Below are 24381 nucleotides of genomic sequence, written 5' to 3' on the forward strand. Positions count from 1 at the left end.
TGGGGGACGCGCGCGATCATGCCGGTCGTGCTGCGGTCATGGCGGCGATCGTCTCGCGGTTCAGGATCAGGCGGCTTGCGGTCAGCGCCAGCAGCAGGTGGAGGATGCCGGGCACGATCGTTGACAGCATGGTGATGCCCGAGAGCGACATCGGCGTCTGGTTGCCCGCTCCCGCGCGGTACGACACGGCGACGAGAACCGTGCTGATCAGGACGCCGGCCAGTGCCCAGGCCAGTTTCACGAAAAACTGGTTGAAGGCGAAGCTCATCCCCGACGAGCGCATGCCGGTCTTCCATTCACCATATTGGTCGGCGAGCTGGATCAGCGTGAAGTGCAGCGGCAGCGTGCAGCCCAGTACGATGCAGCACAGCGCCACCAGCACCAGCCACAGGTTTGGGAGGTCGCCCGGAACGAAGAACGCCGCGAAATGACCGGCGACGAGGATCAGGTTCACCCAGACATAGACGTCGCGGACCGCGAAGCGGCGCGTGAACAGCTGGACGACGATCGACCCGATGAATCCGCCGATCGTCGCCGTACCGAAGAACAGCGCCTGGTAGGTCGCGTCGCCGTTCAGGACATAGGTGATGAAATACAGCGCCGCGCCGCCCTTCGTATTGAAGATGCCGATCAGCAACAGGGTCATGACGAAGGTCAGTCGCAGCTGGCTGTTCTTCAGCGTGTTGGCGACCGCGGTGCGGAGCGGCACGTCATCGGACGCGGCGGCAACCGTCGTCCTTTCACGCACGAATACAAAGCATAGCAGGAACAGCACGACCGCGACGGCGCTGAGGATCGCGACGCCATCGCGGTAGCCGCGCGCGATATCCGCGCCACCGAGATAGCGCACCATGATCGGCAGGCCGACCGACACCGTGAACGACGCAACCGCCACCAGCGCGAACCGTACCGACTGGCAGGACACGCCTTCCTCCGCGCTGTCGGTCATGCGGGTGATGAGCGCGCAATAGGGGACGTTGTTCAGCGAATAGAACAGCGCGAGCAGGAAATACGTCGCCGCGGCGTAGGCGACCTTGCCGTCGTAGCCCAGATCGGGCGACTGGAAGGTCAGGAAGCAACTGATCCCGACCGGCAGCGCGGTCCACAAAAGATACGGACGAAACTTACCCCAGCGGGTCTGCGTGCGGTCGGCCATGATGCCGATCAACGGGTCGGAGATCGCATCGAAGATACGCAGCGAAACGAAGATGATCCCGACCACCGCCGGCGCCAGGCCGAAGACGTCGGTATAATAGAATGTCAGGAAATTCGCGATCAGACCGGTGATGATCGTGCCGCCGGCGTCGCCCAGACCATAACAGATCTTCTCGAAGAACGGCACGCGCGCGCCGCGCCGGGGATCGTCCGCGACAAGGCTGCCGTCCGCTGTCTGTATCACCGCTGTTCCGCTCATCATGCCCTCCGCTGGACCGCCGCTGTCATGCGCGCCGTATCCGGTTGCCGCCGTTCAATTCATTCAGTCGTCCGCGTCCTCCGCTAACGCCGCGATTACTGCGGCGTCGGCGCGAACGAACACCGGTATCCGGTCGAGCGCCGCGTCGCGTTCGATGGCGGTGCCGCCCTCCAGGCGATCGCCCGTCCACGGGTCGATCCAGCCGCCGGCGGGCAGGTACACCGTGCGCGCGGACGCGCCGGCGGCCAGGATCGGCGCGACGAGGATGTCGGGTCCGAACATATATTGGTCGTCGATCGTCCAGCAGTGCGGATCGGCCGGATATTGATAGAACATCGTCCGCATCAGCGGATCACCCTGTTCGTGCGCGACGCGCATCAGATCGCCGACATAGGGCCGCAGCCGCTCGCGCAGCGCCGCATACCGGCGCAGGATCGCGTAGACGTCGCCGCCGAAGCTCCACAATTCGTTGCCCGCCCCCGTGTCGCACTGCGCGATGCCGTCGCGGAACGGGACTTCGGGCGGGGTGATCGGATCGCGGTGCCCGTGCATGCGCAGGATGGGGGAAAAGACCGCCCATTGGAACCACCGCACCAGCAGCTCGTGGAAGGCGGGATCGTCGACATGGCCGCCGTGGAACCCGCCAATGTCGGTCGTCCACCACGGGATACCGGCCAGTCCCATGTTCAGCCCGGCGCTGAGCTGGTTGCGCATCGAATCGAACGAGCTCTGGATGTCGCCGGACCAGACCAGTGCCCCATAACGCTGGCTGCCGGCCCAGGCGCAGCGAACCAGGCTGACGATCTCGGTCTCGCCATCGGCTTTCAAGCCGTCATGGAATGCCTGCGTATAGTGCAGCGGATAGGCGTTGCCGACTTCGCGGACGTCACCCGCATGATAGCGATAGAGATCGAAATCATATGCGCTGTATTCCGGTTCGGCCTCGTCCAGCCAGAACAGCTTGACACCCAGATCCCGGTAATTGCGTTTCGCGACGTCCCAGATGAAGGCGCGGGCGCCGGGATGCGTGGCGTCGATGAAGCGTGTGTTGCCCAGAAAATCCTGGTGAATGTTGATGCCGCGGTTGGCGTTGACCAGATAGCCGCGCTCGGCCATCGTCGCATAATTGTCCGAGCGCGGATCGACGGTCGGCCAGACCGATACCATGAGCGCGACACCCATAGCCTCAAGTTCCGCAGTCATCGCGGCGGGGTCTGGCCATTCGCGCGGGTCGAACCGCCAATCCCCCTGCACCGGCCAATGAAAGAAGTCGGCGACGATCACCGACAGCGGAATGCCCCGTCGCGCATAGTCGCGCGCGACGTCGAGCAGTTCGTCTTGGGTCCGATAGCGCAGCTTGCACTGCCAGAGCCCGGTCGCGAACGCGGGCATCATCGGGACCGTGCCGGTGACGGACGCATAACTGCGTACGATATCCGCCGGGGTGTCGCCCGCGGTGATCCAATAGTCGATCGCGCGCGCGGCGTCCGACGTCCAGCGCATGCCGTTTGCGGCGAAACAGGCCTCACCGACCGCCGGGGAGTTCCACAGCAACCCATAGCCATGGCTCGATACGACGAACGGGACGCTGGCCTGCGAATTTCGTTGGGCGAGTTCGAGCGAGCATCCTGCAAGATCCAGATTGGGCTGCTGATACTGGCCCATGCCGAACAGCCGCTCGTCCTGTTTCGCTTCGAACCGAACGGTGATCTTGGACACCCCGCCGTGGAGCGGTTTGAACTCGCGGCCGGAAAGGGCGAGGGCGCTGATCTTGCGCGTTTCCGGTTCGCCGACGGTCCAGTATTGCGTGACGGTATCGCGCTGCCGCCATTTCTCCTCGAGCAGCAGCCGTCCTTGGCTGTTCAGGAAACGGACGCGCCCCTGCAGGTCGATTTCCGCCACGATGCCGCCATTGGCGATGCGGGCGATGTTGCCATCGCGCGTGACGTGCGCGCTGTGGCCCGGCGATGGCAGCAGCGCGCCCGGCGGTACGTCGCGTTCCGGATAGGGCGACGCCCGCAGCCGAAGTCCATCGTGGCCATGGGCCTCGATGCGCAGCCACTCGCCGTTATACGACCAGCAGACGGCGTCCGGTTGCAGTGTCAGCGTGTCCATTCGCGCGTCATCCTCGATCCTGTCGCCGTCTGTCGCGGCAATCCGTAAACGTTTTCCGTAAACGTTTACGGTAGATCACTTATGCGGCTCGCGCTGTCAACACGTACTTGCGTCCGGCGGATAGAATGGCGACGGAGTGGCATGGATATCCGCACGCTTGCCCATCATCTCGGCCTTTCGATCGGGACGGTGTCGCGCGCGCTGAACGGCAAGAAGGACGTCAACCCGGAGACGCGTCGCCGCGTCATCGAGGCCGCTACCGTCCATGGCTATACGGCCAACCAATCGGGTCGGTCGCTGCGGCGGGGACGGACCGGCTCGGTCGGTTTCATGCTGACCCTGGAACATGACAGCGCGGCGCATGGCGATCCGTTTTTCATGGCGCTGTTCGAGGGGGTCCAGGCGGGCCTTGCCGAGGAAGATGTCGACCTGATCGTGCTGCTGGCGCGGGAAGGCGAAGACCAGCTCGATTTCCTGCGCCGCAACGTGTCGCGCGGTATCGCCGACGCCTGGCTGTTGTCGGCGACGCAGCGCGAGGATCCCCGCATCCCGTTCCTGCTTGCCAAGAACATTCCGTTCGTCACCCTCGGGCGCAGCGCTTCGGGAGGCCCGCAGCCATGGATCGACCTGAATTTTGAGGATCTGGTGCAGACCGCGATCACCCGCTTTCTGGCGCAGGGCCACGACCGGATCGGGCTGGTCGCGCCGCCATCGACGGTCAACAACAGCTTCGTCGTGATCGACGCGTATCGCGAGACGTTGCGTGCCGCCGACATCGCCGTCGACGAGCGTCTGATCCAGCAAGGCGGCGGTGACGAGATCGCCGGAAGTCTCGCGGTCGAGGCGTTGATGTGCCTTGATGAACCGCCCTCCGCAATCCTCGTCATGGGAGAAACGGCGCCCGTCGGGGTGTACACCGGGCTTCGGAAATTGGGGCTGGTACCAGGTTCGGACATCTCGGTGATCGGCGCGCGTGCCAACCCATCGACGTCCGCCTTGCAGCCGGCATTGACGTGTTTTCGACTGGAACTGCGCGATCTCGGACTGGGGCTCGCGCGCGCGCTGCTGCCGAGGCTACGCGATGCCGCGGCGCCGCCGACCTCGGCGACCCACACGCTGTGGCCGTTGGTCCTGAGCGTCGGCAACAGCGAAGTCCGCCGGCAGATACCGTAGGGCATCCAGCGGTCGGCTGACGGTCTCATCCGCCCATGCGCGGTAGAGGCCGGCTGTGGCGGACCGCATCGCGCGTTGGAGATCGCGCTGTGGCGTGATGGCCCCAGCATAGGTCGCCGACCAAGACCGGTCGGCCAATGCGCCGCAGTGAAAGCTCCAGGTCCGACGTACCGGGATGCGGCTAGAGGCGCGGCAGCGTCACGCCGCGCTGGCCCATATATTTGCCTGCGCGGTCGGCATAGCTGACCTCGCACGGCTCATTGCCCTTGAGGAACAGGAACTGGCAGGCGCCCTCGTTCGCGTAGATCTTCGCGGGTAGGGGGGTCGTGTTGGAGAACTCCAGCGTCACATGGCCCTCCCATTCGGGCTCGAGCGGGGTCACATTGACGATGATCCCACAGCGCGCATAGGTCGACTTGCCCAGGCAGATGACGAGGACGTCGCGCGGCACGCGGAAATATTCCACCGTGCGGGCGAGCGCAAAGCTGTTGGGCGGGATGATGCATACGTCGGTCTTGCGATCAACGAAGCTGTTCGCCGCGAAATCCTTCGGGTCGACGATCGCGCTGTCGACGTTGGTGAAGATCTTGAACTCGTCGGCAACGCGCGCGTCGTACCCGTAGGACGACAGTCCGTAGGAAATGCAGCCGTCTCGGCGCTGCGCTTCATGGAACGGCTCGATCATCGCGTCGCCGAGCGCGCGCTCGCGGATCCAGCGGTCGGACATCACGGACATGGTAGCTCCTCTTCGGCGTGCGCTTTCGCGCGGATGATCCTGAACGGCAAGGGGGGCAGGCTCCGTATCGTGCAGTCGGGCACGAACGAACGCGCGATCGCGTTGCGTGGATGGCGTGCCGCCTGCACAGTTCTAAGCGCGCGATGCGGATGTAGGGATCGGGATGCGCTCGGCGTGCACGCCGCCGCGCCGCGTGCATCCCGGGCAGGCGACCGTCTGTAATCCGTGATTAGGCTTTGCGCCGATGCCGCCGCGGGATTCTGCGGCAACGCTGCTGACCGGCGCGGATCGCGCGCTGATCGACCTCGGCGAGGTGCTCGACGCCGGTCGGGAGCATCTTGACGGACTGGTTTGCGGCGTGGCGTATCATGCGATCCGCCGCCGGATACGGACGGAGAATGTCGCATGACAATATTTCGGGTCAGCCGATCCCGAGATCCGCCGGCCCGAAGGCATCGGGGAGCAGTTCCGACAAGGCATAGGTTCGGATCGCGTCGCCTTCCGCCGCGCCGCAGTAGACGGGAAGATCGCGCCCCCCCATTTGCGCGGCTTCGTTGATGACCTGGCGGCAGCGGCCGCAGGGGCTAACGGGCGAAGTCCCCGTCGCGCGGCCCTCGGCGTCCATCGCACCGCCGATCACGCCGATCGCGACGATGTCGCGGAGGCGACCCGCGGCGCTCGCCGTTGCGATCGCGACCGTCTCGGCGCAGAGCGACAGGCCGTAGCTGGCGTTCTCGACATTGGCGCCGGTGATGACGCTGCCGTCGTCGAGCAGCACGGCCGCGCCGACCGCGAACCGCGAATAGGGCGCATGCGCGTTGCGCGCGGCCTCGCGGGCTGCGGCGACGAGCCGCGTTGCGTGTTCACTCATGATGCCACCACGTCCCAATTCACCGGTCCCTCGATCCCGTCGATGCGGCGGAAATCGCTCGCGCGCCACATCCGCCACGGCCGGGCGGTGTAGTCGGGTTTGAGCACATTCTCCACCGCCCATAGCGGCCGCGGCACCGCGTCCGACAGGCTGTATTGCGTGTCGACCGCCTTGCTGATCCGCAGCATCACGGGCTGGCGGGTATGCGTCTCGACCATCGTCACGAACTGCGCGACGTCGGCGATCAGCGTGGCGCGGGTCGGGCGCGCGGTGCAGTCGTCGTGGAAGGCGATGTCGACCGCGGTCGGCAACGCATCAGAGGTGCGTGGCACGAAGGTGTTGAACGCATTGGCCTGTTCGTCCGCACGCTGGCACAGCGAATAGATATGCACCGCGCCGCGCCGGAGGCCGGCCTCGGGGAGGGCGGCCCAGTTCGCCTCGAACCCTGGATCGCGGCGATCGGTGCCCGACGTCGCGACGAGATAGGCGAAGTCGGCGCCGCGTGCGCGCACCGTGCCCCATTCGACGGGCCCGGGATTCTCGGCGAGGTCGATGCCCTGCAACGGATACTGCTTCACGTCGGGGTGCCAGCCGGTGGCGGCGGTCCAGCCGCAGATGCCGACAAAGCCGGTCGCGGCCAGCGCGGCCGCGAATTTCAAAAGTCCGTAAGCCATGGGTCTTCTAATTGCGGATGTGGAGGACGCAGATCAGCGTGAACAGCCGTCGCGCGGTGTCGAAATCGACCTCGATCTTGCCATCGAGGCGTTCCTTCAACAGCTCTGCGGCCTCGTTGTGGATGCCGCGGCGCGCCATGTCTACCGTCTCGATCTGCGCGGGGGTCGATTGCCGGATCGCCTGATAATAGCTGTCGCAGATCGCGAAGTAATCCTTGATCGGCCGGCGAAACCGCCCGAGCGCGAGCACCAGAGTCTCGAGATGCGTGTCGTCCTCGCGGTGGATATGGATGCCGAGGCGCCCTTCCTCCGACTGGAGCTTGATCTTGAAGGGGCCGGCATAGCCGTCGGGATAGGCGCGCTGCGGCGCGAAATGATTGCCCTCGATCAAGTCGAAGATCGCGATCCGGCGCTCCTGCTCGACGTCGGGCGAACGCCAGCCGAGACTGGTCTCGTCGAGCTCAACATCGATGATCCGCGGGTCGGCCATCCGGGTTCGATAGCGGGGCGCGTTCGGCCTGTCACTTATCCCCAGCATTCCGGCGCGAGCAGCTTGGACGAGGGCCCGTCCATCGCGTAGGTGCGGGGGATGGCAACTCTCGCATTCCCCGTACCCGCCGTGGCCGAGCCGCAGCAGCTTCCCCGCAACGTCGAAGCCGAGGCGGCGATGCTCGGCGCGATGATGATCGACAACCGGCTCGCCGACGATCTGGTCGACAAGCTCGAACCCGGGCATTTCTTCGAACCCGTCCACGGGCGAATCTTCGCGGCGATCAAGACGCTGCGCGGCAACGACATGCTGGTGACGCCGGTCACGTTGCGGCCGATGTTCGACGCGGACGAGGGCATGCGCGAGCTTGGCGGGCCGGCGTATCTCGCTGGGCTGACCGGCAGTGGCGCCGGGCTGATCGGTGCGCGCCAGTTCGCGCAACAGATTTATGACCTCGCGATGCTGCGCGCGCTCGTGTCGGTCGGGCGGACGCTCGTCGACCGCGCGATGGACACCTCCGAAGAGGTCAATCCGCGCGCGCAGATCGAGCTGGCCGAGGAGGAGCTGTTCAAGGTCGCGGCGGATGGCGGCTCGGAGAATACGGTGAAGTCGTTCGCGCAGGCGACGACCGCAGCGGTCAAGATGGCCGAGCGTGCGCTGAACTCCGGCGGCAACCTGTCGGGCGTCACGACGGGCATCGATTCGATCAACGCGAAGATCGGCGGCATGCATCACAGCGATCTGATGATCCTCGCCGGCCGTCCGGGGATGGGCAAGACGTCGCTCGCCACCAACATCGCGTTCAATGCCGCGCGGCGCTGGATGCGCGACATGGCGGATGGCATCGCGCCCAAGGACTCGGTAGGCGCGAAGGTCGCCTTCTTCTCGCTGGAAATGTCTGCGGATCAGCTGGCGACGCGTATTCTCGCCGAGCAGTCGCAGATCAGTTCCGAATCGCTCCGCATGGGTAAGATCAGCCGCACCGAATTCGCGCAGCTCGCGGCCGCGGCGGCCGAGCTGGAGAACCTGCCGCTGTTCATCGACGATACCGGCGGTCTGTCGATCGGCGCGCTGCACACGCGCGTCCGCCGGTTGCAGCGTCGCCACAACAACGAGATCGGGCTGGTGGTGGTCGACTATCTCCAGCTGCTGTCGGGTTCGGGCAAGAGCAAGGACGGCAACCGAGTCCAGGAAATCTCGGAGATTTCGCGTGGGCTCAAGACGCTGGCAAAGGATCTGAACGTGCCGGTGCTGGCGCTCTCGCAGCTGTCGCGTGCGGTGGAATCGCGCGAAGACAAGACGCCGATGCTGTCGGATCTTCGCGAATCGGGGTCGATCGAGCAGGACGCCGACATGGTCTGGTTTGTGTACCGCGAAGATTATTACGTCGCGTCGAAGGAGCCCAAGCGCCCGGCCGAAGGCGACAGCGCGAAGATCTTCGAGGATCACGCGTCCTGGGCGGCGGAAATGGAGCGGGTGTACGGCCTTGCCGAGCTGATCATCGCGAAACAGCGCCACGGCGCGACCGGCAAGGTGCGGATGAAGTTCGATCCGACGATCACGAAGTTCTCGGATCTGGCGGAATATTGAGGCTCTTAGGTCCCTCTCCCCGCCGGGGAGAGGGAAGGGGTCCGCGGCTTCTTGGCCGTGGGAAGGGTGAGGGGGAGTGAGGCTCGGGACGGTTGGTCACAATTCCCCCTCACCCTTCCGTCGCCTACGGCTCCTCCCTCCCCCCGGAGGGGAGAGGGACGTGGGTCAGATCATCGGGTCGTAATCGGTGGGGGCGTGGATGCCGCATTCGACCTTGTCGAAGCTGCGCCACCGGCCGGCGCGGGGATCTTCGCCAGGCGCCACCTTCGTCGTGCAGGGCGCGCAGCCGATCGAGAGATAGCCCTGCGCCTCCAGCGGATGCCGCGGCAGCTCATGCTCGGCGAAATAGGCGTCGAGCTTGGCCTTGTCCCAATCCGCCAGCGGGTTGATCTTCAGCCGACCCTCATCCTCCTCGAACCGCGGCAGCGCGGTGCGCGTGCCCGACTGGAACCCCTTGCGCCCCGAGATCCACGAATCGAACGGCGCGAGCGCGCGCCGCAGCGGCTCGACCTTGCGCAGGTCGCAGCAGCCGTCGGGATCGTAGGACCAACGAAGCCCGGTCTTGTCCTTGATCGCGAGCAACCGCGGATCGGGCCGGAACACGCGCAGGTCGGTAAAGCCTAGCTTCTCCGCCAGCTCGTCGCGGTACGCCAGCGTCTCGCCGAACATCTTCTGCGTGTTGGTGAAGACCACCGGCACATCGACATCGACCTGCGCGACCATGTGTAGCAGCACCGCCGATTCGGCGCCGAACGACGACACCGCCGCGATCCGCCCGCGCAACTCGCCCGCGAGCAGTTCGCGCAGCATGTCCTGCGCGGACACGCCCTCGAACCGCATTTGCATCGCCTGCGCGTCCGCGCGGGTGAAGGCGGGCGTGACGTCGATCATGTCGAGTATGCGGGCGGGTTCACCCATGGCGCAGCTTCCAGATCGGTACCGCGCCGTCCGCGGCCTTCTGATAGGGCGAATCATAGCGTTCGAGGCTGGCGCGCAGCACGTCGATGTCGATCGGCGCTTGCGGCGCGAAGCTGTCGAACCCGCAACGCCGCATCAGCGGGATCTGGTCGACCAGCACGTCGCCCTGCGCGCGCAATTCGCCGGTATAGCCCGCCTCGCGCAGAATACGCGCGGACGAATAGCCGCGGCCGTCGCGATAGCCGGGAAAGCTCACCTCGATCAGCGCCAGCTGGTCGATCTGCGGCAACAGGGCGCGTGCGTCATCGCCCGCCTCGAGCCGCACAGCGGCCGCGTTGCTCTGGCCGATGAACGAATCGAGCGTCACTGCAGGCTCGTCATGCGGCTCGTCGTCGCGGAAGCGCAGCAGCGTCTGGTCCGGATACTCAACCATAGATCGCCTCCTTGAACGTCTCGAAGCCGACGCGGCGGTAGGTTTCGAGGAACCGCTCGCCGGGATCGCGCACCTGGAGATAGCGGTCGGTGACGCGTTCGATCGCGTCGACCACGCCGTCCTCGGAGAAGCCGGGACCGGTGATCTTGGCGAGGCTCACATCCTCCGCGCCCGAACCGCCGAGCGAGAGCTGGTAATTCTCGGTGCCCTTCTTGTCGACGCCGAGGATGCCGATGTGCCCGGCATGATGATGCCCGCACGCGTTGATGCAGCCGCTGATCTTGAGCTTCAATTCGCCCAGATCGCGCTGGCGATCAAGGCTGCCGAAGCGCGTCGCGATCTTCTGCGCGAGCGGGATCGAGCGCGCATTGGCGAGGCTGCAATAATCGAGACCGGGGCAGGCGATGATGTCGCTGATCAGGTCGAGATTGGCCTCGGCCAGACCCGCCTCGTTGAGCGTCGACCACACCGCGTGCAGATCGGCCATGCGGACGTGCGGCAGGACGATGTTCTGCGCATGCGTGACGCGCAGCTCGTCGAAGCTGTAGCGCGTGCCGAGATCGGCCATCACGTCGATCTGGTCCGCCGACGCGTCGCCGGGGATGCCGCCGACGGGCTTCAGGCTGATGTTGACGATCGCATAGCCCGGCTGCTTGTGCGCCTTCACGTTCTGGTCGAGCCAGACCGCGAAGTCGGGATCGCTGCGATCGATCTCGGCGGATGCGTTTTCCTCGAACGCGGGCGCGCCGAAATGGCTCGTGATCCGCTCGAGCTCGGCGCGTGGCGGATCGAGGCCGAGGCCCTTCACCGCGGCGAATTCCTCCTCGACCTGACGACGATATTCGTCGGGGCCGATCTCGTGCAGCAGGATCTTGATCCGCGCCTTGTAGATGTTGTCGCGGCGACCGTAGCGATTGTAGACGCGCAGGCACGCCTCGAGATAGCTCATCAGGTCGTCGGCGGGGACGAAATCGCGGATCTCGTGGCTGATCATCGGCGTGCGGCCCATGCCGCCGCCGACATAGATCTTCGCGCCGAGTTCACCGTCGCGGACGTGCAGCCCGATGCCGATATCGTGCAGCCGCATCGCCGCGCGATCCTCGTCCGCCGCGATCACGCAGATCTTGAATTTCCGCGGCAGGTAGGTGAATTCGGGGTGGAAGGTGCTCCACTGACGGATCAGCTCGGCCCAGGGGCGCGGGTCGGCGACCTCGTCCGCAGCGGCGCCGGCGAACTGGTCCGAACTGATGTTGCGGATGCAGTTGCCCGACGTCTGGATGGCATGCATCTCGACCGTCGACAGCTCCTGGAGGATGTCCGGGGTCTGGTCGAGCTGGATCCAGTTGAACTGGATGTTCTGCCGCGTCGTGAAATGCCCATAGCCGCGATCGTACTTGCGCGCGATGTGACCGAGCATCCGCATCTGCCGGCCGTCGAGCGTGCCGTACGGCACCGCGACGCGCAGCATGTACGCGTGCAGCTGGAGATACAGGCCGTTCATCAGCCGCAACGGCTTGAACTGGTCCTCGGTCAGCTCGCCCGACAGGCGGCGGCGGACCTGATCGCGGAACTCGTCGACGCGCTGGTCGACGATCGCCTGGTCATATTCGTCATATTTATACATGTCAGATTACCCAGCTGCCGGCGTTAGGATCGGCGGGTTTGAGTGTCAGGTCAGGCCGCATCGTCGGGCCAAGTGCGCGGATACGGTCCTTGATGTGGGCGGGCCGGGGCCCGTCGTCGGTCTGCGTCGCCTCGATCAGATAGGGGACGTTGACGCGGCGCGCGCCTTCCTCCGCCTGGAGGATCGATTCGTCCGCGACGCCGACGTCGACCGCATCCTCGATATGGCGCGACCAGCCTTCGCCGGTCCACCAGATCACGTCGCCGGTGGGAAGGTCGTTTCCGGTCAACAGCTTCATGCGGCAGCCTCTGCAATGCGTGCCCAGCGGGCGAGTTTGTCTTGCGCGTCGGACAGTTCGACGACTTCGCCGACGACGATGATCGCGGGGCTCTTCACGGCTTCGCGCGTCACCATCGCGCCGAGATCGGCCAGCAAGGTGCGGATCGCGCGGCTGCCCGACAGCGTGCCGCGTTCGAGCACCGCGACGGGCATGTCGGGTGCCACACCATCGGCCATCAGCTTGTCGGCGATGTCGGTCGCGGTCGCGATGCCCATGTAGATTACCAGCGTGCGCCCCTGGCCGGCAAGCCCCGCCCAATTCTGCTCGGCAAGCCCCTTGCACTGGCCCGCGACGAAGCTCACCGCGCTCGAATGATCGCGGTGGGTAAGCGGCAGCATGGCCTCGGCAGCGCAACCGAGCGCAGCCGAGACGCCGGGGATCACCTCGACCGGCAGCCCCGCCGCGCGCACGGCTTCGACTTCCTCGCCGCCGCGGCCGAACACGAACGGATCGCCGCCCTTCAACCGGATCACGATCGCGCCGGTCTTCACATGCGCAATGATCAGCGCATTGATCGCCTCCTGCGGCAGCGTATGCCGCGCGCGCTGCTTGGCGACCGAGATGCGCTGTGCCCCCGGCGGTGCGATGTCGAGCACACGCGGATCGATCAGGCCGTCATGCACGACGACGTCGGCGGTCTTGAGCGCTTCGACCGCGCGAACGGTGAGCAGACCGGGATCGCCCGGCCCCGCCCCGACGAGGATGACGCGCCCGCGGGCGGTAGGGTCTAGGAGACTTGCCATGGTATCGGAGATGGGCGGCAACGCGCTGCGCTGCAACCGAATGATGCTTTGGGGGGGGGTAGGAGAGCTTTTGCCGACCGGTTCGATCGGCCTGTCCGGAGCAACGGGCCTAACGATCCTCCCCCGCCAGGGGGAGGTGGCGCGAAGCGACGGAGGGGGCGGACATGGAGCAGCGGTCATCGCTTACCTCCCCCTCCGTCTGGCAAGAGCCAGCCACCTCCCCCTGGCGGGGGAGGATCGGCGGCGGTCACCCGTCCGCCAGGCCGATGCCGATGCTGGCGCGCGCGCTTTCGGATTCGCTGCTGACGACCGGATAGGCGCAGTAGTCCGCCGCGTAATAGGCGCTCGGCCGGTGGTTGCCCGACCAGCCGATGCCGCCGAACGGCGCACCCGAGGAGGCGCCGTTGGTCGGCTTGTTCCAGTTGACGATGCCCGAGCGGATATTGGCCCAGAACCGGTCGTAGAGCGCGGGCGTCTGACTAATCAGCGAGGCGGACAAGCCGTAGCGCGTGGCGTTGGCCTCGGCGATCGCGGCGTCGAAATCGTCGACGCGCACGACCTGCAGGATCGGCCCGAACAGTTCGACATCGGGCCGGTCGGCGACATCGGTGACGTCGATCAGCGCGGGCTTGAGGAACGGCCGGGCCTCAACCGGGCGTTCGAGATGGCGGATCGGGCGTCCGCCGCGCATCAGCAGCGCAAGAAAGCTCTCGGTCAGCTGGTCGGCCACGTCATTGTCGATCACCGGGCCCATGAACGGCGCCGGGTTGGCGTGCGGTTCGCCGACGATGATCCGGCCGACCATCTTGTCGAGCGTCGCGATGAGCGGCTCGTATAATCTGGTATCGACGATCAGCCGTCGGGCGGCGGTGCAGCGCTGGCCTGCGGTGGTGAACGCCGACTGGATGATCAGGATCGCGGCGGTGTGGAGGTCGGGCGTGTCCCACACGACGATCGGGTTGTTGCCGCCCATCTCCAGCGCGAGGATCTTCTCGGGCTTGTCCGCGAACGCGCGGTTGAGCGCGAGGCCGGTATGCGCCGAGCCGGTGAACAGCAGGCCGTCGATATCGGGGTGGGCGGCGAGCGCCTTGCCTTCGTTCGGGCCGCCGATGACGAGCCGGATGCACTCTGCCGGCACGCCCGCGGCGCGGAAGCATTCGACCAGGAACGCGCCGACCGCGGGGGTCTTCTCGGATGGCTTGAAGACGACCGCGTTTCCGGCGATGAGTGCTGGCACGATGTGGCCGTTGGGCAGATGCGCGGGAAAATTATAGGGCCCGAGAACGGCCAGCACGCCGTGCGGCTTGTGGCGAACGGCGATGCGCGAGCCCATCGTCGCCTCGAGCCGTCGCTGTGCGGTGCGATCGGCATAGGCGCTGACCGAGATGTCGACCTTGGCGATGACGGTCTCGACTTCGCCGCGGGCTTCCCAGATCGGCTTGCCCGTCTCGCGCGCGATCAGATCGGTAAACGCGTCGTTGCGCTGGCGGACGATGTTGGCGAAGCGCCGCATCGTCTCGATCCGGAAGGCGAGCGGCTTGGACGCCCAGCTCGACCATCCGGCCCGCGCGCAGGCCACTTCAGCATCGACGTCGCCGATCGGATGGCGCCAGAGAATCGCGCCGGTTGCCGGTTCGTAAGAGATGATCTCGTCGGACATGCGCTGCTCTTGCCTCAAATCAGACGTGATTCCAATTATTCGGCGAGCGCTTCGCCCATGGCGCGGATCGCGGCGACTTTTGCGTTCAACAGCGTCCAGTCGTCGCGCTCGGCGATCGGGGCCCAGATCGCCTCGACCTCGTCGATAAGCATGCTGCACGGTTCGCCCGACCAATAGGCGTGCGATCGATCCTTGCGCGGTTCATAGGACGCCAGCGCCGTGCGGACGTCGGCCCAGGGTTCTCCATAGGTCTCGGGCAGGTCGCCGCCGAACGCGTCGAAGAAGAAGCGGTCGATGCCGACGCCCGAGGTGCGCAGCGCGCGTTCCGTGGCCTGTACGAGGTCGCGGTCGGTGTCTGGGTCGCGCGGGCGGACGCCGAGCCGCCAGAGGATCGCCTGCGTGACTTCGGGTTGGTAGCGCGGGCCGAACTGGTCGAGCGCGGTCACCAAGGGCTCGCTCTCGGCGATCTGGCGGAGCGCGATCGCGAGCTGCATCACGTCCCAGTGGATCGCCTCGGGCTGACGGCCGAATGCATAAAGCCCCTGATGATCGAAATAGGCCGCGGTGAAGGCGGGATCCCAGGTCGGGGCGAAGCGCCACGGGCCGTAATCGAAGCTCTCGCCGGTGACATTGATGTTGTCCGAATTGAGCACGCCGTGGACGAATCCCGCCGCCATGTAGCGTGCGGCGAGACGCGCGGTGCGGCCTACGACGAGGTCGAGCAGGCGTACGGGGTCGTCGCTATCCTCGTCGTACAGGTTGCGCAGCGTGTAGCCGACGAGCGTGCGCAGGCCGGCCTCGTCGCGCTCATAGGCGAGGCGCTGGAAACTGCCGATGCGGACATGGCTGTGATTGAGGCGGACGAGCACCGCGGAGCGCGTCGGACTGGGTTCGTCGCCGCGCTGTAGCTCTTCGCCTGTCTCGATCAGCGACAGCGTGCGCGAGGTCGGCACGTTGAGCGCTTCGAGCATCTCGGTCGCGAGAATCTCGCGCACGCCGCCCTTCAGCGTCAGGCGACCATCGCCGAACCGGCTCCACGGCGTCTGCCCCGATCCCTTGGTGCCGAGATCCATCAGCCGGTCGCGATCGTCGCGCATCTGCGCAAAGGTGAAGCCGCGCCCGTCGCCGATCTCGGGATTGTACTGGCGGAACTGATGGCCGTGATAGCGCAGCGCGAGCGGCTGCGGGAGCGTGCGGGGCAACGGCACGAACCGGCCAAAATGGCTGGTCCACGCCTCGTCGCCCAAGGCTTCGAGCCCGATCTGCCGGGCGGCGCGATCGTTGCGGAAGCGGAGCCGCGTCTCGGGAAAGTCGGCGGGGACGACCGGATCGAAAAACCCCTCTCCCAGCGTCATAAGGCGAGTCTCCGGGCGATAGCGGGCGGAGCGGAAGGCTTGCGGGTCGATGGGCATGCGGCGATATGGTGGCCGCTACCCGAAGGACGCAACCATGGCCGCTTACGAAAACCTCTATTGGTGGTCCAATGACGGGCTGAGATTGCACGCGCGGGACTATCCGGGTGGCGAACAAGGCCAGCCGCCGATCCTGTGCATGGCCGGGCTGACGCGGAACGCGCGCGATTTCGATGCGCTGGCGGCGCGGCTGGCGGGGCGGTGGCGGCTGATCGCGGTCGATTTCCGCGGCCGCGGCGAAAGCGCCTATGCGAAGGATCCGATGTCCTATGTCCCGCTGACCTATGTCCAGGACGTCGAGGCGCTGCTGACCGAGCAGAGGGTGGATCGCTATGTTGCGTTCGGCACGTCGCTCGGCGGGATCGTCGCGATGCTGATGGCGGGGCCGTCGCGCGGGCGGATGGTGGCGGCGCTGCTCAACGATGTCGGGCCGGAGGTCGACGCGCAGGGCCTGTCGCGGATCCGGGGGTATGTCGGCAAGGCGAGCGTCTTCCCGACCTGGATGCACGCCGCACGCTGCGTCGCGGAGAATAACGGCGACGTCTATCCCGACTGGCAGATCGAGGACTGGCTGGCGATGGCCAAGCGTCTGTACCGGCTGAACAGTTCGGGGCGGATCGTGCTCGATTACGACCTGAAGATCGCCGAGCCGTTCCGCGTGCCGGGCAACGAAGCGGGGCCGGACATGTGGCAGGCGCTCGCGTCGCTGCGGGACGTACCGACGCTGATCGTGCGCGGCGGGCGATCGGACCTGTTGTCGGCGGCGACGGCGGAGCGGATGGTGGCATCGCTCGACCGGGCGGAACTGGTGACGGTGCCGGGCGTCGGCCATGCCCCCATGCTGACCGAGACGATCGTGCAGGCTCCGATCGACCGGTTGCTGGTGCGCACGCTTGAGGGGGCGCCGCTCCGCGCCTAAGCCCGCCGGATGCGACGCACTCCGCTGATGCACCGGGATATTTAATGACCGACCAAGCCGATCTTCATACCAATGCCCGTCCCCTGAAGGGTCGCCGGGCGATCATCACCGGGGGGACGACCGGGATCGGGCGGGCGATCGCGGTGATGCTCGCGGGGCAGGGGGTCAGCGTCTATATCTGCGGCCACGATGTGGGCCATCTGGAGGACGCGCTGGCGCAGATCCGGGCGGTCGGCACGGGCGACGGCATGGTCACCGAACTGGGCGACCCCGACAAGGTGCGCGCCTTCTTCGATGCGGGCGAGGCCTATCTTGGCGGGTTCGACATCACCGTGATCAATGCGGCGGTGGCCGCGGGCGGGCTGACGCAGATGGACGAGGACGCGCTGCGGTATGCGATCGCGGTCAATTTCACCGCCTATCTGCTCAGCGCACACCACGCCGCGCACCGGATGACGCCGATCGGCGACATGGTCCTGATCGGCTCGCTCAGCGCGCACATCCTCGGGCCGAGCTCGACCGTCTATGCCGGCATCAAGTCGGGCATCGCCGGCTTTTCGGAGGCGTTGCGACGCGAGCTGGGGCCCAAGGGCATCCGCGTGTCGCTGGTCGAGCCGGGCAAGGTCGGCTCGAACATGCAATATCCGGACGTGCCCGACGAGAAGCAGCGCGCGATGATCGCGGCGGAGCAGATGCTGCGCGGCGAGGATATCGCCGCGGGCGTCGAGTTCCTGCTGACGCAGCCGACCCGGAGTGTGATCCAGCAGATCGTCATCGTCCCGCGGGCGTTGGAGGGGGAATAACGCCTTCGTTCACCCCCTCCCGTTCGTGCTGAGCGAAGTCGAAGCACCATCGTTTGGGGCACACCCTTCGACTTCGCTCAGGGCGAACGGACGGGGCGGGACGTGCTGGCAAGATACATTAGGAGAATAGCATGTTCGATCAGCTCGTCTTCACCCCCGCGGACATCGACCTCTCGCGCTCGCCGCTGGCGGGCAAGGTCGGTGCCGAGACCTATGTGCTTGGCGCGTTCAATCCGGGGATGACGCGGCTGGCGAACGGCAACCTGCTGCTCATGGTGCGCGTGGCCGAGGCGCTGCGCGAGCCGATCAAGGGCGGCAAGGTCCACGCGATCCGCTGGCAGGATGGCGCGTATCTGCGCGATGCATGGCCGTTGCAGATGGTCGACACCAAGGATCCGCGCAAATTCCTCATCCCCGGCGGCGGCTGGAAGGTGATGGCGCTGACCTCGCTGTCATGGCTGCTGCCGGTCGAACTCGACGCGGAAGGCCGCTCGGTGGTCGCGGTGCATTACGAGAAGGCGATCGCGCCGCGCGCCTCGTACCAGTGCTACGGCGTCGAGGATGCGCGTATCTCGAAGGTCGGCGACCGCTATTTGATGACGACCTGTTCGGTCAGCCCGGAGCGGCATTCGACGACGCTGTATTCGTCCGCCGATGCGCTCGACTGGCAGCTCGAGGGGATCGTGCTCGATCACCAGAACAAGGACATGCTGATCTTCGAGGGGCTGATCGACGGGCAATATTGGGCGCAGACGCGGCCGCTCGGCGACTTGTATTTCGCCTATCCGCCGGGCAGCGAATGGCGCGCGGGACCGTCGATCAACCTGTCGCGCTCGCCCGATGCGCTGCACTGGAAGCCGCATGACAAGCCCGGCATCCGGCCGCACGCCGCCACCGTCTCGACCGCGCGGATGGGCGGCGGTGCGCCGCCGATCCTGACCGATCGCGGCTGGCTGACCTTGTGGCACGGCGTCGAGCCGTCGGGCGTGGTGGGAATCTACCGCACCTATTGGTCGATCCTCGACAGGCAAGATCCGTCGATCACCGTCGCGACGGAGCACGCGCCGCTGCTCGAGCCGAACCCCGCGCTGACCGAACCGCTGAAGGACAGCCTTTATCTCGACAATGTCGTCTTCACGACCGGCATCGCCGACGCGGGCGATTTCTATGTCGTGGCAAGCGGCGAGGCGGACCTGGCCTGCCGGATCACGCATATCACGAAGGACGTGTTTACTTGAAACGCAGACCGCACGCCCAAGCCACGTCGGTCAAGGGGTCGGCTTTTTCATCATGAGCTTGATCCACTCCGTGATTTTTTCCGGCGGGATCAGCGCGTTGGCCGATACTCGGGCAAACAGCTGTCCGTTATTGAGGTAAAAGCTCGCGTCGGAGATCGACGGCTTCATGACGAGGAATTCTTCGGGTATTGTCTTGATGAGATCGTTCGGCGCGATGGCCTTGCTCATTGCCTTCCGCGCCTCCTCGTTCACGTCGATGTTCGCAATGCTCAAAATCCCTTTGGTAACGAAGACATATTGTCCCGTGAGCGAGACATTGGGCGTGCCCATGACAATCCCGAGCGACGTGTCGTTGATCCGTCGAAAATAGACCGGCAGCGTTGCGTTGAAAGATTGCGAAGCGGCGCGGGTCTTGAACGGATCTCCTGGGGAGGTTTCAATGACAGGAAGCTTCGTGCAGATGCCCAAAACGCATTTCATTTTCCAACTCAGCTTGGTCTTCGGAACCGGATTTTCGAAACAGCTCCAGACCTCCACTCTGCCTGCGATTGCCATCGTCGCGTGATCGTTTTCGGCGCGTAATTCGCGAGCTGGCAAACTGGCGACGAGATTGTTCGGTTTATAGCTCGCGCAATTGTCGCTCGGCAACGGTATCGCCCCAAGGATTGACGGAAATTTCTGCTGCAAATCGGACAGATCTATCTCCATGCGCGATGCGAGATGAAGCCCATCGGACTGTCCGAGCACCTGGAAGTAGTTGTTCGCCACGATCCTGACAGGCGTGCCGTTGACGTCCTGAAGGAGCTCGACGGGGCCAACCACGAACTCGTTGGCAGGTGTCGCCGGCGCGGTCGCGTCTCGCGCCGGCTGTTGGGCAGCGACAGGGCCCGCAACGCACCACAAAGCCCAGGCCAACAATATGAAACGAGGCATGATCCCCCCTTATCGCTCCGAGAAAGACCGGGCTTCATCGCCGAGCGCAGTTCATCGGAACGCGATCGTGAGCCTATCATTGCGGGAGCGTTAGCGTGTTTGGACCTGCTCCGAATCGGAGCAATGGCTGGCGATGGACATGCTGTTGGGTGATAAATCTTGATCATGACGAACGCGGCACAGGCGGTTAATGAGGCGACATGGCCGCACCCGTGAACATCCTGCATCTCCACTCCTCGTTCAGCCTGGGCGGCAAGGAGGCGCGGGCGGTCCGGTTGATGAATGCGTTCGGCGACCGGGCGAAACACACGATCGTCTCGGGCGTGCCCGATGCGCTGGATGCGCGCGATTCGATCGCCAAGGGCATCCGCTACGAGATCGCGCAAAACCCGCCGCCGCTGACCGGCAAGCCCTCGGTCAAGCGCTACGAGGCGATCGCGCAGTACATGCGCCGGTTCGACCTCGTGCTCACCTATAATTGGGGCGCGATCGACGGGGCGATGGCGCGCCGCGCGTTCAGCAAGGGGGCGCCGCCGCTCGTCCATCATGAGGACGGGTTCAACGCGGACGAGGCGGGCGGGCTCAAGATCGAGCGCAACATCTATCGGCGGCTCGCGCTGGGCGCCGCGCATGCGCTGGCGGTGCCGTCGGAGGCGCTCGAGGCCATCGCGCTGCACACCTGGAAGCAGCCGCGCGCGCGCGTCCACCGGATCATCAACGGGATCGGCACCGCCTATTACGCGCAGAAGCCCGAGCCCAAGGCGATCCCCGGCTTCGTGCCGAACGCCAAGGAGGTCGTGATCGGTGCGCTGGCGGGCCTGCGCGAGGTCAAGGACCTCACCGCGCTGGTGCGTGCGGTGGGTGGCGTCTCGGGGCGGGTGCGGTTGGTGATCGTCGGCGAGGGGCCCGAACGCGCCAACATCCTGCAGGCGGCGGCGGCGATGGGGATGGCGGACAAGCTGGTGGTGCCCGGATTCCTCGATCGGCCCTATCGCTATATCGGCCATTTCGACATGCTCGCGGTGTCGTCGCGCAGCGAGCAGTTTCCGATCTCGGTGGTCGAGGCGATGGCCGCGGGCCTGCCGATCGCGAGCTATCCGGTCGGCGACATAAAGCGGATGGTTTCGCCCGAGAATCTGCCGTTCGTGACCGATATCGCCAACGAGGTGCGGCTGCGCGACGCGCTGCAGGCGCTGGTGGCGGATCCGGCGCTGCGCGCCTCGGTCGGGCTTGCGAACCAAGCCAAGGCATGCGCGGAATTCGACGAAGCAACGATGATCGCGCGCTATCGCAGCCTGTATGAGAGCGCACTCGGACGAGCCGGGGCGCTGACCTAGGTCTTAATTTGCTCGCGCCCTGCGTCCTTGCGATATAGGGGGCCGTATTTTCCGGGAGAGGTGACGTCGTGTTCAAGGGCCTGAAGCCTATCGTCTATAACGGTCGGGAAGTCTGGCCTCTGGTTGAGGGCGGCAAGGGTGTCGCTGCGACCAACCACGCGTCGGCCGGCGCCTGGGCTGCGGCCGGCGGCATCGGCACGGTGTCGGCGGTCAACGCCGACAGCTATGATCCCGAAGGCAAGATCATCCCGCAGGTCTATGCTGCGCTCACGCGGCGCGACCGGCACGAGGAACTCGTCCAGTACGCGATCGAGGGCGCGGTCCAGCAGGTCGAGCGCGCGTACGAGATCGCCGACGGCAAGGGCGCGATCAACATCAACGTGCTGTGGGAAATGGGCGGCGCGCAGCGAATCCTGCACGGTGTGCTGGAACGCACGCGCGGCAAGGTGGCCGGCGTCACCTGCGGCGCGGGCATGCCCTACAAGCTGAGCGAGATCACCGCGTCCTACGGCGTCAGCTATTTGCCGATCGTCAGTTCGGGCCGGGCGTTCCGCGCGCTGTGGAAGCGCGCCTATTCGAAGGCGGCCGAGTGGCTGGCCGCGGTGGTGTACGAGGATCCGTGGCTCGCGGGCGGGCATAACGGTCTGTCGAACGCCGAGGACCCCTTGAAGCCGCAAGATCCCTATCCGCGCGTCAAGGAACTGCGCGACGTGATGCGCGAAGGCGGCATCAGCGACGACGTGCCGATCGTGATGGCGGGCGGCGTCTGGTATCTGCGCGACTGGAACGACTGGATCGACAATCCCGAGCTCGGCACGATCGCGTTCCAGTTCGGCACGCGGCCCTTGCTGACTCGCGAAAGCCCGATCCCCGCGGACTGGAAGAACGCGCTGACGCAGATCGAGGAAGGCGACGTGCTGCTGCACAAATTCTCGCCGACCGGCTTCTATTCGTCCGCGGTGCGCAACCCGTTCCTGCGCAGCCTCGAGGCGCGCTCGGAACGCCAGATCGCCTTCTCGACGCAGGAGGCGGGCGACCATATCTTCCAGCTCGACGTGGGCGTGAAGGGCAAGAATTTCTGGGTCACGCGCAACGACCTGCTGCGCGCGCGCCAGTGGTTCGGCGAGGGCTTTACCGATGCGCTCAAGACGCCCGACAACACGTTGGTGTTCGTCAGCCCGAACGAGAAGGGCATGATCCGCAAGGACCAGGCCGATTGCATGGGCTGCCTGTCGCAATGCTCGTTCTCAAGCTGGGCGGATACCGAGACCAACTCGACCGGACGTCTGGCGGACCCGCGCAGCTTCTGCATCCAGAAGACGCTGCAGGACATCGCGCATGGCGGCGATATCGACCAGAACCTGATGTTCGCCGGCCATGCGGCGTATAACTTCAAGAAGGATCCGTTCTATTCGAACGGGTTCGTGCCTAGCGTCGGACAGCTCGTGGACCGGATCCTCACGGGCGACTGACGCGGCGGACAAGGTGACCCCGGCGCCCGCCGGGGTCGCCGCGTCAGTTTCGCGGTCTGCGCGATCACGCGTTCGAGGGGCCGGGGGCAAGGATGACTTTACACGCCTGGTGGCTGTTCCTGGGTGCGGTGTTCCTGCTATGTGGGACGCCGGGGCCCAACATGCTGCACGTCATGACGCGCAGCATCACGTTCGGCGCGCGACGCAGCATTGCCGCGATGGCTGGCTGCCTGACCGCGCTGGTGCTCGTGCTGGCGGCGTCGGCGGCGGGCGTGTCGGCGTTGCTCGCGGCCTGGCCGCGCGTGTTCGACGCGTTGCGCTATGCGGGTGTCGCCTATCTGATCTTCCTCGGGATCAAGGCCTGGCGGGGGGCGGGATCGCCGATCGACGTGGGGGACGATACGTCGCCGGTCACGCGCATGCCGGCCGCGTCGGCGGCGCGGCTGTATCGCGGCGGGTTCGTCATCGGGGTCAGCAACCCCAAGCTGTTGCTGTTCGCGGCGGCGTTTCTCCCGCAATTCGTCGATCGGGCCGCACCGCAGGGACCGCAGTTCGCAATCCTAGTCGCCACTTTCGCCGTGGTCGAAAGCTTCTGGTACGGCGTGTATGCGGCGGGTGGGCGGACGCTCGCGCGGTATCTGACTCGCCCGGCGATGCGGCGTGCGTTCGATCGGCTGACGGGGGCGATCTTCGTCGGTTTCGGCCTCGCGTTGTTGCGGGTGCGAACGTAACGCGCCGGCTGCCATTGCCGATCGCGGCGATAGCGCGCATACCCGGCGCATCGCGGCGCTTCATACGGGCAGGCTGTGACTGAGAGATGCTTTGCGCTCCCGCTCCGAGCCGGGAATGCCGCATGACGATTTCTTCTTCCATCATGACCTCGGGACGCATTTCGTGACGACCGAGGTGGATACGGTCGTACCGATCTCACGTGCGGTGAACGTCAGCGTCGAACAACCGCAGGTCGTGGCGATGTGCAAGAAGCATAATGCGATCATCAGCGCGATCGAGAGCCTGCCGTCAGGGGGCACACGTGTCGTGCTGATGAACAGCGCCGACGCCGCCAGGATCATCAAGGCGTTCGGGTCGAAGGTGCTGACGGGGAACGTCGCACGGACGCACTGGATGCGGGCAGTGTGAGACGGCCGGGACAATTCTTCCCCTTGCGGGGGAGGATAGACCCCGGGCGCGTTCGACACGCTGCCCGGGGTCTGGGTCAGGTCAGTCGGCCACGGTGCCGACAACGGCTCCCCCTGCGCCGCCAACGGCTGCGCCCTTCTCGACACTGCCGCCCGTTGCGGCAGCGACACCTGCGCCACCCGCTGCGCCGATGCCTGCGCCCTTGAGTGTCGAACATGCACTCATCGAGACGGCGGACGCGAGCAGCAGGGCGGAAACGGCAAACTTCTTCATCTTGGATACTCCTGTCTTTCCGGGGGTATCCAACAAATGCTGCATCGCGGTAACGGTTCCGACATCGTGCTGC

General features: G+C 65.8%; 25 protein-coding genes. 10 read left to right on the top strand and 15 right to left on the bottom strand.

Annotation, left to right across the window (positions count from 1 at the left end):
- Positions 1-16: 16 nt before the first annotated feature.
- Entirely contained in the window at positions 17-1399 is a 1383-nt protein-coding gene (locus ASF00_RS11555) for an MFS transporter (protein WP_235525782.1), read from the bottom strand.
- A gap of 78 nt (positions 1400-1477) precedes the next feature.
- Positions 1478-3529: a glycoside hydrolase family 31 protein gene (locus ASF00_RS11560; protein ID WP_055878961.1), complete on the bottom strand. Its 2052-nt coding sequence runs from the start codon at positions 3527-3529 to the stop codon at positions 1478-1480.
- Between the two features lie 141 nt (positions 3530-3670).
- Here ASF00_RS11560 and ASF00_RS11565 point away from each other — a divergent pair, with 141 nt between their 5' ends.
- On the top strand, positions 3671-4702 hold the full coding sequence (locus ASF00_RS11565; RefSeq protein ID WP_055878964.1) for a LacI family DNA-binding transcriptional regulator: 1032 nt from the start codon (positions 3671-3673) through the stop codon (positions 4700-4702).
- A gap of 181 nt (positions 4703-4883) precedes the next feature.
- On the opposite strand, the gene dcd is transcribed toward ASF00_RS11565, so the two are convergent.
- Positions 4884-5438 carry a dCTP deaminase gene (gene dcd, locus ASF00_RS11570; protein ID WP_055878967.1) on the bottom strand — a complete coding sequence of 185 codons (555 nt, stop codon included), beginning with the start codon at positions 5436-5438 and terminating at the stop codon, positions 4884-4886.
- A gap of 244 nt (positions 5439-5682) precedes the next feature.
- Between dcd and ASF00_RS18540 the strand changes: the two genes are divergently transcribed.
- Positions 5683-5847 carry a hypothetical protein gene (locus ASF00_RS18540; RefSeq protein ID WP_156348325.1) on the top strand — a complete coding sequence of 55 codons (165 nt, stop codon included), beginning with the start codon at positions 5683-5685 and terminating at the stop codon, positions 5845-5847.
- A gap of 12 nt (positions 5848-5859) precedes the next feature.
- Here the strand turns inward: ASF00_RS18540 and cdd are convergent, their stop codons facing one another.
- From cdd to ASF00_RS11585, 3 genes are read right to left on the bottom strand one after another with little or no spacing between them, the layout of a single operon-like run.
- Complete coding sequence (gene cdd / locus ASF00_RS11575; RefSeq protein WP_055878971.1) at positions 5860-6309, bottom strand: cytidine deaminase; 450 nt, start codon at positions 6307-6309, stop codon at positions 5860-5862.
- Positions 6306-6983: a glycoside hydrolase family 25 protein gene (locus ASF00_RS11580; RefSeq protein WP_055878974.1), complete on the bottom strand. Its 678-nt coding sequence runs from the start codon at positions 6981-6983 to the stop codon at positions 6306-6308. The genes cdd and ASF00_RS11580 overlap by 4 nt, the downstream gene beginning before the upstream one ends.
- Before the next feature lie 7 nt (positions 6984-6990).
- Positions 6991-7473 carry a UPF0262 family protein gene (locus ASF00_RS11585; protein WP_055878978.1) on the bottom strand — a complete coding sequence of 161 codons (483 nt, stop codon included), beginning with the start codon at positions 7471-7473 and terminating at the stop codon, positions 6991-6993.
- A gap of 99 nt (positions 7474-7572) precedes the next feature.
- On the opposite strand from ASF00_RS11585, the gene ASF00_RS11590 reads away from it, so the two are divergent.
- Complete coding sequence (locus ASF00_RS11590) at positions 7573-9063, top strand: replicative DNA helicase (protein WP_055878981.1); 1491 nt, start codon at positions 7573-7575, stop codon at positions 9061-9063.
- 165 nt (positions 9064-9228) lie between these two features.
- On the opposite strand, the gene ASF00_RS11595 is transcribed toward ASF00_RS11590, so the two are convergent.
- The 7 genes from ASF00_RS11595 to ASF00_RS11625 all read right to left on the bottom strand — a co-directional run bounded on the left by ASF00_RS11595 (position 9229) and on the right by ASF00_RS11625 (position 16193).
- The gene (locus ASF00_RS11595; protein WP_055878985.1) at positions 9229-9981 is read right to left on the bottom strand and encodes a phosphoadenylyl-sulfate reductase; all 753 of its coding nucleotides are present in this window, start codon (positions 9979-9981) and stop codon (positions 9229-9231) included.
- Complete coding sequence (locus tag ASF00_RS11600) at positions 9974-10414, bottom strand: DUF934 domain-containing protein (protein ID WP_055878986.1); 441 nt, start codon at positions 10412-10414, stop codon at positions 9974-9976. Before ASF00_RS11600 ends, ASF00_RS11595 begins: the two co-directional genes overlap by 8 nt.
- On the bottom strand, positions 10407-12038 hold the full coding sequence (locus ASF00_RS11605; RefSeq protein ID WP_055878989.1) for a nitrite/sulfite reductase: 1632 nt from the start codon (positions 12036-12038) through the stop codon (positions 10407-10409). Before ASF00_RS11605 ends, ASF00_RS11600 begins: the two co-directional genes overlap by 8 nt.
- Position 12039: 1 nt before the next feature.
- Positions 12040-12336 (bottom strand): DUF2849 domain-containing protein, encoded by a 297-nt coding sequence (locus ASF00_RS11610; protein WP_055878990.1) that lies wholly within the window; start codon positions 12334-12336, stop codon positions 12040-12042.
- Entirely contained in the window at positions 12333-13121 is a 789-nt protein-coding gene (gene cobA / locus ASF00_RS11615; protein WP_055878993.1) for a uroporphyrinogen-III C-methyltransferase, read from the bottom strand. Before cobA ends, ASF00_RS11610 begins: the two co-directional genes overlap by 4 nt.
- Positions 13122-13368: 247 nt before the next feature.
- The gene (gene astD, locus ASF00_RS11620; protein WP_055878996.1) at positions 13369-14781 is read right to left on the bottom strand and encodes a succinylglutamate-semialdehyde dehydrogenase; all 1413 of its coding nucleotides are present in this window, start codon (positions 14779-14781) and stop codon (positions 13369-13371) included.
- Positions 14782-14816: 35 nt separating this feature from the next.
- Entirely contained in the window at positions 14817-16193 is a 1377-nt protein-coding gene (locus ASF00_RS11625) for a protein adenylyltransferase SelO family protein (protein ID WP_055878999.1), read from the bottom strand.
- Positions 16194-16230: 37 nt separating this feature from the next.
- Here ASF00_RS11625 and ASF00_RS11630 point away from each other — a divergent pair, with 37 nt between their 5' ends.
- The 3 genes from ASF00_RS11630 to ASF00_RS11640 all read left to right on the top strand — a co-directional run bounded on the left by ASF00_RS11630 (position 16231) and on the right by ASF00_RS11640 (position 19153).
- Positions 16231-17112, top strand: a complete 882-nt coding sequence (locus ASF00_RS11630; RefSeq protein ID WP_055880404.1) for an alpha/beta fold hydrolase — start codon at positions 16231-16233, stop codon at positions 17110-17112.
- 44 nt (positions 17113-17156) lie between these two features.
- Positions 17157-17915, top strand: coding sequence for an SDR family oxidoreductase (locus ASF00_RS11635; RefSeq protein ID WP_055879002.1), 759 nt, complete (start codon positions 17157-17159; stop codon positions 17913-17915).
- Positions 17916-18046: 131 nt separating this feature from the next.
- Positions 18047-19153, top strand: a complete 1107-nt coding sequence (locus ASF00_RS11640) for a glycosidase (protein ID WP_055879005.1) — start codon at positions 18047-18049, stop codon at positions 19151-19153.
- A 30-nt stretch (positions 19154-19183) separates the two neighbouring features.
- Here ASF00_RS11640 and ASF00_RS11645 read toward each other — a convergent pair whose 3' ends face one another.
- Entirely contained in the window at positions 19184-20086 is a 903-nt protein-coding gene (locus ASF00_RS11645) for a hypothetical protein (protein WP_156348326.1), read from the bottom strand.
- 200 nt (positions 20087-20286) lie between these two features.
- Here ASF00_RS11645 and ASF00_RS11650 point away from each other — a divergent pair, with 200 nt between their 5' ends.
- The 4 genes from ASF00_RS11650 (at position 20287) to ASF00_RS11665 (ending at position 24035) form a co-directional block, all read left to right on the top strand.
- Complete coding sequence (locus ASF00_RS11650) at positions 20287-21423, top strand: glycosyltransferase (RefSeq protein WP_055879011.1); 1137 nt, start codon at positions 20287-20289, stop codon at positions 21421-21423.
- A 68-nt stretch (positions 21424-21491) separates the two neighbouring features.
- Positions 21492-22895, top strand: a complete 1404-nt coding sequence (locus ASF00_RS11655; RefSeq protein ID WP_055879014.1) for an NAD(P)H-dependent flavin oxidoreductase — start codon at positions 21492-21494, stop codon at positions 22893-22895.
- A 92-nt stretch (positions 22896-22987) separates the two neighbouring features.
- Entirely contained in the window at positions 22988-23626 is a 639-nt protein-coding gene (locus ASF00_RS11660) for a LysE family translocator (protein ID WP_055879017.1), read from the top strand.
- Positions 23627-23741: 115 nt separating this feature from the next.
- Positions 23742-24035 carry a hypothetical protein gene (locus tag ASF00_RS11665; protein WP_156348327.1) on the top strand — a complete coding sequence of 98 codons (294 nt, stop codon included), beginning with the start codon at positions 23742-23744 and terminating at the stop codon, positions 24033-24035.
- 81 nt (positions 24036-24116) lie between these two features.
- Here ASF00_RS11665 and ASF00_RS11670 read toward each other — a convergent pair whose 3' ends face one another.
- Positions 24117-24308, bottom strand: coding sequence for a hypothetical protein (locus ASF00_RS11670; RefSeq protein ID WP_055879018.1), 192 nt, complete (start codon positions 24306-24308; stop codon positions 24117-24119).
- Positions 24309-24381: the final 73 nt, after the last annotated feature.

The organism is Sphingomonas sp. Leaf34 (genome assembly GCF_001421805.1).
Classification (GTDB): domain Bacteria; phylum Pseudomonadota; class Alphaproteobacteria; order Sphingomonadales; family Sphingomonadaceae; genus Sphingomonas.

Excerpts from the sequence above, each read along its gene's own strand:
- ASF00_RS11560 (WP_055878961.1), bottom strand. The coding sequence starts at position 3,529 with ATGGACACGCTGACACTGCAACCGGACGCCGTCTGCTGGTCGTATAAC.
- ASF00_RS11565 (WP_055878964.1), top strand. The coding sequence starts at position 3,671 with ATGGATATCCGCACGCTTGCCCATCATCTCGGCCTTTCGATCGGGACG.
- dcd (WP_055878967.1), bottom strand. The coding sequence starts at position 5,438 with ATGTCCGTGATGTCCGACCGCTGGATCCGCGAGCGCGCGCTCGGCGAC.
- ASF00_RS18540 (WP_156348325.1), top strand. The coding sequence starts at position 5,683 with ATGCCGCCGCGGGATTCTGCGGCAACGCTGCTGACCGGCGCGGATCGC.
- cdd (WP_055878971.1), bottom strand. The coding sequence starts at position 6,309 with ATGAGTGAACACGCAACGCGGCTCGTCGCCGCAGCCCGCGAGGCCGCG.
- ASF00_RS11580 (WP_055878974.1), bottom strand. The coding sequence starts at position 6,983 with ATGGCTTACGGACTTTTGAAATTCGCGGCCGCGCTGGCCGCGACCGGC.
- ASF00_RS11585 (WP_055878978.1), bottom strand. The coding sequence starts at position 7,473 with ATGGCCGACCCGCGGATCATCGATGTTGAGCTCGACGAGACCAGTCTC.
- ASF00_RS11590 (WP_055878981.1), top strand. The coding sequence starts at position 7,573 with ATGGCAACTCTCGCATTCCCCGTACCCGCCGTGGCCGAGCCGCAGCAG.
- ASF00_RS11595 (WP_055878985.1), bottom strand. The coding sequence starts at position 9,981 with ATGGGTGAACCCGCCCGCATACTCGACATGATCGACGTCACGCCCGCC.
- ASF00_RS11600 (WP_055878986.1), bottom strand. The coding sequence starts at position 10,414 with ATGGTTGAGTATCCGGACCAGACGCTGCTGCGCTTCCGCGACGACGAG.
- ASF00_RS11605 (WP_055878989.1), bottom strand. The coding sequence starts at position 12,038 with ATGTATAAATATGACGAATATGACCAGGCGATCGTCGACCAGCGCGTC.
- ASF00_RS11610 (WP_055878990.1), bottom strand. The coding sequence starts at position 12,336 with ATGAAGCTGTTGACCGGAAACGACCTTCCCACCGGCGACGTGATCTGG.
- cobA (WP_055878993.1), bottom strand. The coding sequence starts at position 13,121 with ATGGCAAGTCTCCTAGACCCTACCGCCCGCGGGCGCGTCATCCTCGTC.
- astD (WP_055878996.1), bottom strand. The coding sequence starts at position 14,781 with ATGTCCGACGAGATCATCTCTTACGAACCGGCAACCGGCGCGATTCTC.
- ASF00_RS11625 (WP_055878999.1), bottom strand. The coding sequence starts at position 16,193 with ATGCCCATCGACCCGCAAGCCTTCCGCTCCGCCCGCTATCGCCCGGAG.
- ASF00_RS11630 (WP_055880404.1), top strand. The coding sequence starts at position 16,231 with ATGGCCGCTTACGAAAACCTCTATTGGTGGTCCAATGACGGGCTGAGA.
- ASF00_RS11635 (WP_055879002.1), top strand. The coding sequence starts at position 17,157 with ATGACCGACCAAGCCGATCTTCATACCAATGCCCGTCCCCTGAAGGGT.
- ASF00_RS11640 (WP_055879005.1), top strand. The coding sequence starts at position 18,047 with ATGTTCGATCAGCTCGTCTTCACCCCCGCGGACATCGACCTCTCGCGC.
- ASF00_RS11645 (WP_156348326.1), bottom strand. The coding sequence starts at position 20,086 with ATGCCTCGTTTCATATTGTTGGCCTGGGCTTTGTGGTGCGTTGCGGGC.
- ASF00_RS11650 (WP_055879011.1), top strand. The coding sequence starts at position 20,287 with ATGGCCGCACCCGTGAACATCCTGCATCTCCACTCCTCGTTCAGCCTG.
- ASF00_RS11660 (WP_055879017.1), top strand. The coding sequence starts at position 22,988 with ATGACTTTACACGCCTGGTGGCTGTTCCTGGGTGCGGTGTTCCTGCTA.
- ASF00_RS11665 (WP_156348327.1), top strand. The coding sequence starts at position 23,742 with ATGCCGCATGACGATTTCTTCTTCCATCATGACCTCGGGACGCATTTC.
- ASF00_RS11670 (WP_055879018.1), bottom strand. The coding sequence starts at position 24,308 with ATGAAGAAGTTTGCCGTTTCCGCCCTGCTGCTCGCGTCCGCCGTCTCG.